At 32.6% G+C, this 8,455-nt stretch carries 9 protein-coding genes and 4 pseudogenes; 7 read left to right on the top strand and 6 right to left on the bottom strand.

The annotated features are described in order from the left end of the window. Positions 1 to 775: 775 nt before the first annotated feature. The 6 genes and pseudogenes from Q9306_RS24125 to Q9306_RS24150 form a co-directional block, all read right to left on the bottom strand. Positions 776 to 1,228 (bottom strand): spore coat protein, encoded by a 453-nt coding sequence (locus tag Q9306_RS24125; RefSeq protein ID WP_306203112.1) that lies wholly within the window; start codon positions 1,226 to 1,228, stop codon positions 776 to 778. A gap of 13 nt (positions 1,229 to 1,241) precedes the next feature. After that, positions 1,242 to 1,442: a spore coat protein gene (locus tag Q9306_RS24130; protein WP_306203114.1), complete on the bottom strand. Its 201-nt coding sequence runs from the start codon at positions 1,440 to 1,442 to the stop codon at positions 1,242 to 1,244. Positions 1,443 to 1,586: 144 nt separating this feature from the next. Continuing rightward, positions 1,587 to 1,800, bottom strand: a pseudogene (locus Q9306_RS24135) (hypothetical protein); the annotation flags it as partial. Between the two features lie 727 nt (positions 1,801 to 2,527). Then, positions 2,528 to 2,737, bottom strand: a pseudogene (locus Q9306_RS24140) (hypothetical protein); the annotation flags it as partial. A 593-nt stretch (positions 2,738 to 3,330) separates the two neighbouring features. Then, positions 3,331 to 4,029, bottom strand: coding sequence for a YwqG family protein (locus Q9306_RS24145; RefSeq protein WP_306203116.1), 699 nt, complete (start codon positions 4,027 to 4,029; stop codon positions 3,331 to 3,333). Between the two features lie 36 nt (positions 4,030 to 4,065). Then, positions 4,066 to 4,488 (bottom strand): DUF1801 domain-containing protein, encoded by a 423-nt coding sequence (locus tag Q9306_RS24150; protein ID WP_306203118.1) that lies wholly within the window; start codon positions 4,486 to 4,488, stop codon positions 4,066 to 4,068. A 470-nt stretch (positions 4,489 to 4,958) separates the two neighbouring features. On the opposite strand from Q9306_RS24150, the gene Q9306_RS24155 reads away from it, so the two are divergent. From Q9306_RS24155 to Q9306_RS24185, 7 genes and pseudogenes are all read left to right on the top strand, one after another. Then, a complete protein-coding gene (locus tag Q9306_RS24155; protein ID WP_306203120.1) occupies positions 4,959 to 5,297 on the top strand; it encodes a magnetosome magnetite crystal formation protein family in 339 nt (112 codons plus the stop codon). 3 nt (positions 5,298 to 5,300) lie between these two features. Next, entirely contained in the window at positions 5,301 to 5,582 is a 282-nt protein-coding gene (locus Q9306_RS24160; protein WP_306203122.1) for a hypothetical protein, read from the top strand. Positions 5,583 to 5,606: 24 nt separating this feature from the next. Beyond that, entirely contained in the window at positions 5,607 to 6,356 is a 750-nt protein-coding gene (locus Q9306_RS24165; RefSeq protein WP_306203124.1) for a MerR family transcriptional regulator, read from the top strand. 110 nt (positions 6,357 to 6,466) lie between these two features. Then, a pseudogene (locus Q9306_RS24170) lies at positions 6,467 to 6,558 on the top strand (nucleoside triphosphate pyrophosphohydrolase); the annotation flags it as partial. A gap of 144 nt (positions 6,559 to 6,702) precedes the next feature. Continuing rightward, positions 6,703 to 6,867 (top strand): annotated as a pseudogene (locus Q9306_RS24175) (SAM-dependent methyltransferase); the annotation flags it as partial. Positions 6,868 to 7,292: 425 nt separating this feature from the next. Further along, complete coding sequence (locus Q9306_RS24180; RefSeq protein WP_306203126.1) at positions 7,293 to 7,742, top strand: DUF2262 domain-containing protein; 450 nt, start codon at positions 7,293 to 7,295, stop codon at positions 7,740 to 7,742. Positions 7,743 to 7,981: 239 nt separating this feature from the next. Continuing rightward, positions 7,982 to 8,257, top strand: a complete 276-nt coding sequence (locus Q9306_RS24185; RefSeq protein ID WP_306203128.1) for a TIGR04197 family type VII secretion effector — start codon at positions 7,982 to 7,984, stop codon at positions 8,255 to 8,257. Positions 8,258 to 8,455 lie beyond the last annotated feature (198 nt).

The following is an 8,455-nucleotide window of genomic DNA, read 5'->3' on the forward strand; positions in this document are numbered from 1 at the left end:
ACTAACTTCTTTCCTACAATCAATTTGATATCGTTCATTGTATATCGTTAGAAACCCTTACAAAATACAGAAATCCAAGTACAGAAAAGGTACACATATTATTGTTAGCGTGAGGTAGAGAATAAAATAATTCTGTTGTTCATCTTGGCCAAGTGTCTTTAAAACCAAAGAAAGACTTTTGTAACACTTATGAAAGACTTTTGTAATATTTACGAAAGTGATTTGAAAGACATTTAAAGTAAGATAAGTTTATCCCTAATATATATATATGTAAAAAACTCTATATTTTATTTTTCTAATACAATAAGAATGTCATTTGATATGAAATCATTTCTTGAATTTTAAGCAATTTATGAGTTCCAAAGTACATTTGGTACAAGCAGCGCACTAAGTGAAGAATAGATCGTTCAGATGTGTTAGAAAAATAAAATTGATCAAACCGAGCTTCCCCAAAGCTTCTTTGAAATAAACAAAACCCACAGAAAACATTCTTGTTCTCTGTGGGTTTTGTTGTGTTTTTATTTTCAGATCTATAACAGGAACCATGCCACTATCCCTATTGAAGTTTAAAATGCCTATTTTCCCCCTAAGTAGGCATTTATTTAAATTTGAATTAACAGTATCCTTATTAAACTCTATCCATTTAGTTTAATAAGGATACTGTTATAAGTTCCTATTATGATGTTAATAATATATTCGTTCTAAAAAAACCCCAATAGGAGGGGGATTGGGGAAGTGTTTTATTCACAACTTTGCTAGGAAAGTTAAATTATCTTTATAAAATATTTAGTTTAACCAATAAAGCTAATAAAATTTGAAGAAGGATTTGAATATTTACTGCTATATCAGTATCTGTAGTAGTTACTGAAACGTTTCGAGAATTTTTAATAATAGTGCGTTGTCTATTAACTTGTGTAATAGCTGATTTTTGAAAAAGTTCTTGTGCTATTCTATCAGCTTTTTCACTATCTGCAATAGATATACTTAAAATAGCAGTAATTGCTGCTTGTAATGCTGCTTGAATCGATAGTGCTACTTTTGTATCTGTTGTAGTAACTTGAACGTCAGCAGAGTCAACAATCGCAATATATTCTTCAGACAATTGATACATTTTATTTTTTTGCTTAGCTTCTTCTGAAATTGTTGGATCGTTGAAGGATGGATGAGGTTTTGAAGAATCTAATGCACTCCATTTTTTATCTTGATTTGGATACCAAACTCCAGACATAAACTCTCTCCTTTTAATCTAAAATGTTATTAATTTGATTTTGTAATCCAGAAAAGATTTTTTTGATTTGTGCTTTTTTCTCTGATGGTAATTTTTTTAGAGATGAATCTGTTATACCATTTCTATTTAAAATATCTGAAAGTACTATATTGATTATTTCGTCCTTTTGTTTTCCGTTAAGTGTTGAAGAAATCAATTCTTTTAAATCATCCATTCCAATATCCCTCCAAATTGGTTTTAAATTATTAGTTAGTATTATCTAACTAGAATCATTATATGAAAAAGAATAGATATGGTTTGGACAAGTATCATTTTTAAAAAAATTTTATAATATTTTTTAGTAAATAATAGATTACATTAGTCTTAATAGCCGACTCATCTCTTTAACTCCTAAGTCTTTTAAAGGCGGAGTGGCAGCTAATACAATTGAACCTTGTCTATTCACATGCTAGTTTCGTATGCAATGGATCGAGCCTCATTTTGACGCAGGATACACTATCGTCAAAACGTTGTAAGTCTAGACATAAGATGTAATTCCTCCTAAATTTGTTTTTTAGAAGTATTAATTTCATTTATTTTCCGCTAGCTGGTACATAAAGAGTATTAGTAATGAAAACTTTATACTAGGTATAGATTACTAATTGCTAATTTTGAGGAAGCTGCTGATTTTCGAATCTCTTCACAGCATATTAAGAGCTATCATTCATAATATTTTCGGTATTTTATGTAATTGTTTGTATTTATATGTAATAATTTTGTAACATTTATGCAAGAATTTTGAAAGGTTTTTAAGTTAACATAACTATGATGAACTCACTCGTGTTGTCTTTAGCATGTCGTTAGCAAAATACAAGGGGCAATATGGCATGCACATCAAGTTAAGATTTTGAAGAGTAACGTATTTCTTAACTTGATGGTAACGGGTTAACACTAACAAATCGTGGAAAATATATACTAAGAAAAAGATTATAAATGATTTGAATGAAAAACGTAATTAAGATGTTGTTTTGGCGATTTTTTATAGAATACTAGGGAAAATATGAGATGAAAATCACCATAAATCTTTGCTTTTCACAAAAAATTCTTAACGGATAAGAAATCATTTTTCCACTTCCAAGCTGTTTCTTAGTGTATGTTTTTTGCGAGAGGTTAGTGGGAAATATCTAGTAACTAAAATGTGGTTCTTATTATAGGAGAATGACAACTAAAGGGTATTCGTGATGTTTTGAGAAAAACAGATATAACAGTAACAGATAAAGATGATACATTTGAAGAACTAAAAAATATGCGCATAAAAAGAAAGAGCATATTTTTATTGTTTTTTGCTTGAACAGTATGATATGTATGTCCCATATTCCCTTCATGTATAGCACCCCAATCTGTTACAACAACATCGATGTCATGTTTTTCTTTTATATATTTTTTTACCTGATCTTCATTTTCATAATTACAACCACTTAAAAATAAGAAACATACCACTAACAACATTACATTTTTCATTTTTCTCATATAGCCCTTTATACCGTTCCTTACGTAAGAAATGATTCCTAGTTGTGCAGCAAATTCAAAATCATCTTTTCTGTATATTTTTTCAAAAAGAATATCGTTTTTAGCTCGTTATGGGTATAGATTTATCTTATCATTTTCGTTCATATGTAGTTCTGCTCACGAAAAATGTAATAGAACAAATAGCAGTCAGCCCCATATATGGCAGCATCTCAATAGTAAATATGTCCGTTGGAACTGCTCCTAGTAAAATCTCAAATACAAATACAATTCCTGTGCCTAGAAGGATATATAGTATTAAAGAAACGATAAATTGTAGTTTATTAGGTAAAATGACATACCTAAATAATAACTCCCCGAGAGCACACCCAAGTAAAACTAGAGGAGCTCCAATATATAAAACAACAACTGTTATTTGCATTGCATTAGTAATAATATGAAAATAACCGTCTCCTCCAAAAGTCTCCTTAGTATAGTACAGTTGAAGTATATTTATTGAAATTAATAGACTGAATACAGTAAATATGGACGACAGTAAAAATTTTTTCAATAATAATCACCTCTCTTTAAAAACTCAGTCACTTAACATTCTATCTTTACAAGAAATCACAATGTGCGATCCAATCATTTGTTTTCATATTTTTGGCAAAGTAAATTCCGCCGCCGTGAATAATCTTTAAATGCGCTTTTGGATCTTCTGTTATTTGAAAAACAAATTCATAATCCGGAGGCCATTGGATACCTGATTGTGCAAAGCAAGCATAACCGCCTAATTTGTGTATGTAACGATTTTCTTCAAAAATATCCTCGTAGTATTCCATTCCGGTCTTGTCTTCAAGTTCTAAAATCCTATCTTGGATTGTGTGAGGAAAATCATCCGTATCCCATAGGGGAAATTCATCGGTTACTAGTTTTGGTATTAACGGAAAAGATTTTAGATTTTGAAACGTAAGTGACATTTCATTCGGTACTAATTCCTCTAAAGAATCATATTCTCTAATACAAAAATTTCCTGATAAGTTGGATAGATCTTTATCAAAGTTTGGAGAAAGAAATACTGCGATGGCTTTCACATCTTTTAATACTTCTGGAACAAAAGGGATCTGAGTTAAATTAAGCATCATGATTGCATACATTTTGCCATTATAACGGTCGATTGGGTAAGTTTCATTTGGTAATGAATAGGAGACCTTTCCAATCCAACTTTCATTCATAGATAAATCGGGTCTTTTTCCACCTGTTTGAAATATAGTTGCTTTTTTTCTTAGGACATTCTTTATTTTGTCTATTTCCAACGTGTTTCTCCATCCCCTCTATTTAAAAAAATTTCATTAATGATTTGGATAAGTCTCTTCTAAAAAGCTTACAGATTGTTCGATTAGCGCTTTTAGAACAGTAATATCAATGTCTGCTACTTTATTAATATATACACATGATTTTCCAGACGTGTATTTTCCGAAGTTTTTCAATAGTTCTTCTCGCCTTGGATCACCAGTTGCAAAATATAAACTAATTTTGGCTTTTCTAGGGGAGAAGCTTACTAATGGGGCATCTCCTTCATGACCAGATTCATATTTATAGTGGTATGTACCAAATCCGATAATGCTCGGTCCCCACATCTTTGCTGTGTATCCTGTTGTTTCAGTAAAGATATCTAATAATTGATAGGCACTTTCTCGTTTTTTTGGACTTTCAACACTTTCGATAAATTCAATTACACTATTGGTGGTTTCTGTTGTTTTGAGTTTGTACATATTAGAGACACTCCTTTTTAGATATCAGTTTTGTCACATAGATAATTATAATATAGGGGTCACCATACATGTTTATCAAGTTAAGATACTATAACGAAAAAACGCCATCCCTTTTGTATAAACACACCAAAGGGATAGCGAGGTCATCTCTCTCAAGATTCTTTCATATCATGAAGTTTTTGAAAAAGGCTACCAGCTAAACGATGTTTACCACCTGACCGTAGTGTACCTGAAAGTTGTTTTATATCTTCCGATGCAAACGTAGGGATCGATATGTTTTATAAACCCTTCATAGATTTTAGAATTTCTAAATTTTTAAACCTTGCTATGTACCATCTCGTTGTATCGTGATAGATGAAATTTATTTTTAAGCGAGATCTACTCAAAAGAAATTTAATAATATCCCTTGAACTTCTACCTACGTCATCTTTTAGAATAAAAAAGAAGACAAAACGAAAGGGAGAGTTCCAATGAAGGGTACCACAAGAGAAAAAAGAAATATTGTTATCATGTTATGGCTATCAGCTATTGTAGGGATTTTTTCACCATTGTTTATGTACGTAACGTTGGCACGTAAACATGAAGTGTATAAATACCATTGTCGAAAAGCTTTTAACTTTCATTTGCTGATATTTCTTTTATTTAATATTAGTTCACGTATAAGTCTAGTTTTATCTTGGGTTGTATTTGCTTTAGAAGTCATTCAAGTAGGTATTATCGTATGGAAAGTAATCCGTAATGAGCCATACCATTATTTCATTCGTATTCCGTTATTCAAAGAAGACGAATACATTATGGAAGGAGAATAAGTGATGAATACAGAAGTGGAAACAATGAAAAAGAAAATTGTTATTGCGATAGTATCTTTTCTCGTTACGACCTATTTAGTCATAAGAAGAAGGAAAAGTAATTTGTATTATGACTATGAGAAATATGATAGTTATGGAAATCCAATTCGAAACAATTCCAACTTTTTATTGCTTGTAGTATGTTTGTTCCAGTTAGGTATGCAATTGAAGAATGAGAAAGGTGTGTCAGCAAGAGTTTCTAGTATGGTTCAGTATGTAGCTAAGAAAAACCATGTTATAAAGTGAAAAAACTAAAAAGCAGGTGAAGATATGTCCTGGACAATTAGCGAGTTTGCCGGTATAGGTGATGTAACGGTACGTACACTCCGTTATTATGACAAAATTAATCTATTAAAACCAAGTGATTATACAGAAGGTGGACACCGTTTATATACGAAGGATGATCTGTATATATTGCAACAAATACAAGCGTTGAAGCATCTTGGTTTTTCATTAGGTGAGGTTCAAAATATTATTTTACAGAATGATATGCCTAAGAGAAATTTTATGGAGCGAATGCATTTTCAAAAAGAGCTACTTATGGCAGAGCAAGAAAGAATTACAAAGGTACTTACGCATGTGGATGAAATAGTAGCAGTATTACAGAAAGAAGAAACGATAGATGTACCTTTATTTTGTTCTTTCTTACAAACATTCATATGGGAAAAGGAAAATAGAGAATGGTTAGAGGGACGGTTTCCAAAACAGGGGATTCGGAATGTTTATGATAATAAAAAACTAAAATTGAAACTGGATCAGCAGTTCATGCGTTTAATAAAGCAATTAAAGGCATATAAGGAAGAGAAAAAGAATCCGGCACATACGGATGTCCAAACTGTTGCTAAAAAGCTTTATAAGTTAATCGAAGAAATTATTGAAATTGTGGGTGTACCGCAAAATGACTTTGAAAATACTGTGAAGCAGTCTCAGAATGAGATTCCATTAGTTGAATTTCCTGCACTTTTGACGAGAGAAGAAGAGGAGTATTTGAAGGAAGCTATGAAGAATATTTCGTTATGAAAAGGCATTTTAACAAGCCATGGCGATTTTGTTAGAGTATCCTTATAGGAGTTTAGAATGCTGTGAGGATAGTATAATTGAGGGGAAATTAAAATATTGGAGGAATCACAATACCGACCTACAATAAACTAGTACGTGACCGTATACCTGAAATTATTGAAAATAACGGAAAGCATTTACTACAAGAATACTAGATGAACAAGTGTAACCGCTTTAGTTTAGTGGTTACAGATATTGGGGGTGATTGTGTACATGCCGCTAGAGACAGGTGGCGTGCAGCTTTTCGTAAAAACGGGACGTGCGAAATCCCGATGACTTTAGCGGATCAGTTCAATATTGTTTGTAACCGGAAGACCTCATTTTCCTATTAAAACACACACCTATCATACCGAGATTTTATGAAACAGAAGAGGACTTTGACATTTTACAAAAATTTATCGCAACGAACAAAACGGAAAAAGGGATTCGGACAAATTCAAAACGTTTTATGATAATTGCTAGTAAATCTTAATTCTTGTTTATCCCGCATTAACTGGCAGTAAGACCCCCACCTCAAGATTCGGTAAAAGCATTGTCCAGCTCCAGCGGCTAGAATCTCCGGTCGTTTCACCCCCTCGGACGAGGCAAAAAGCGCCTCTCTGTCGGGTGCGTGGGCGTCCTGCGATTCTGAGCGAGCCGCTTCCGCTTTTCTTAAGAAGAGAGGTGGGGGATAACTGCCAGTAAAAGCCCGATTGGTGAGGGCTGACCATCAGTGGGAGATGAAAAAACTCTCCATTGATGGAAGTTTCACTTTATTTGAAAAGTCGATTTCCATTGTTTTGGGAGAACGGCTTTTTTACGTGGTGGATCTATATAATGAAGAAACTCGTAATCTAAAGGCAAGAAAATGTAGATGTGATCAATGGAGGATTATATTAATAGAAAGGAAATTCGAAGATGGGAAAATCAATAAAGAGTGAATTGATTGGAGTATTTGCCTTTAATGAGACTTGTAAAGCATATCAGCAAAATAAGGGGAAAATACATTGGCAATTGGATATTAGCAATGAATATGTAGATGTTAACGAAATGATTAAAAGAGCAGAGAACCTTTTTTTATGCATAGAAGAATTTGATAAAAAGGCTAAAGTGGCCATTGCAGAGAAATTGATTGATTACAAAAATGATTTTTGGCCTGAGTATGATGAACATTTAAATTTGGATGCTGTAGATGCAGGCGAATATGATGTAACTAAAGAAGAATTTGAAAAAGAAATTACCCTCTATGACATCCAAATTAGAGCAAATGATATATATTGTGAATATCATGATGGAGATTTATTTGGTGGACACAGGATACATACTTATTTTGACAATGATTACAAGTTATTAAGTGCAGAGGTGTAGGCTTTAATTAGAGAAAAGTTACAGGAATAATGCGAGATTGTGTAGATTACCATATTTAACACAGTTAATTGATGTAAGGTCGTACAAATAAGAAAATTGAATATACGATAATGAAAGATTTTTCATAAAATTCTTGTTTTTAGTATGGTATAATTTTCATAGTTTACCATAAAGAAATCCACGAACTTTCGAACAACCTCTGAAAGACTGGACAGAAAAATAGAGAAAGGATTCAAGCGATGGGACAATTTCAAAGTAATTTTCAAACAGCAGGGCAAATCGCAACGCAAATGGGAACCGCTGCTGATACGATTCAAAGCGCCACAAACAGATCGATAACAAAATCGTCACGTACAACGTTATCCGTCAACTCCAAAGCACAAGAAGCAAATCAACAAGCTTTAGATTTAACCACACAATTTTATAACGCCTTTCAACAAGCTGTTAACAACATTCATTCTGTAGCCCAAGACTTTGAGCGTATGGATAACGAACTTCAAAACATTTTCAAGTGATATATATATCCAAATTAAAAAACCGACATAAAAATCTCTTTCTTTTTAGGGGAGGACGAGAGCATCTGGCCGTACATAGAAGCGGTCAGGGCCTCTTCCTGCTACATGCGATGTTTTAAAACAAAGGGAAAAAGCGAGTACAGGTGGTGTTGCAGTCTGCATAACAGCAACTTATATGTCGAAAAATTAAAATTGATT

Origin of the sequence: Bacillus multifaciens (assembly GCF_030756675.1) — a bacterium.
GTDB classification, from domain to species: domain Bacteria; phylum Bacillota; class Bacilli; order Bacillales; family Bacillaceae_G; genus Bacillus_A; species Bacillus_A multifaciens.

Excerpts from the sequence above, each read along its gene's own strand:
- Q9306_RS24185 (WP_306203128.1), top strand. The coding sequence starts at position 7,982 with ATGGGACAATTTCAAAGTAATTTTCAAACAGCAGGGCAAATCGCAACG.
- Q9306_RS24165 (WP_306203124.1), top strand. The coding sequence starts at position 5,607 with ATGTCCTGGACAATTAGCGAGTTTGCCGGTATAGGTGATGTAACGGTA.
- Q9306_RS24150 (WP_306203118.1), bottom strand. The coding sequence starts at position 4,488 with ATGTACAAACTCAAAACAACAGAAACCACCAATAGTGTAATTGAATTT.
- Q9306_RS24130 (WP_306203114.1), bottom strand. The coding sequence starts at position 1,442 with ATGGATGATTTAAAAGAATTGATTTCTTCAACACTTAACGGAAAACAA.
- Q9306_RS24180 (WP_306203126.1), top strand. The coding sequence starts at position 7,293 with ATGGGAAAATCAATAAAGAGTGAATTGATTGGAGTATTTGCCTTTAAT.
- Q9306_RS24155 (WP_306203120.1), top strand. The coding sequence starts at position 4,959 with ATGAAGGGTACCACAAGAGAAAAAAGAAATATTGTTATCATGTTATGG.
- Q9306_RS24125 (WP_306203112.1), bottom strand. The coding sequence starts at position 1,228 with ATGTCTGGAGTTTGGTATCCAAATCAAGATAAAAAATGGAGTGCATTA.
- Q9306_RS24160 (WP_306203122.1), top strand. The coding sequence starts at position 5,301 with ATGAATACAGAAGTGGAAACAATGAAAAAGAAAATTGTTATTGCGATA.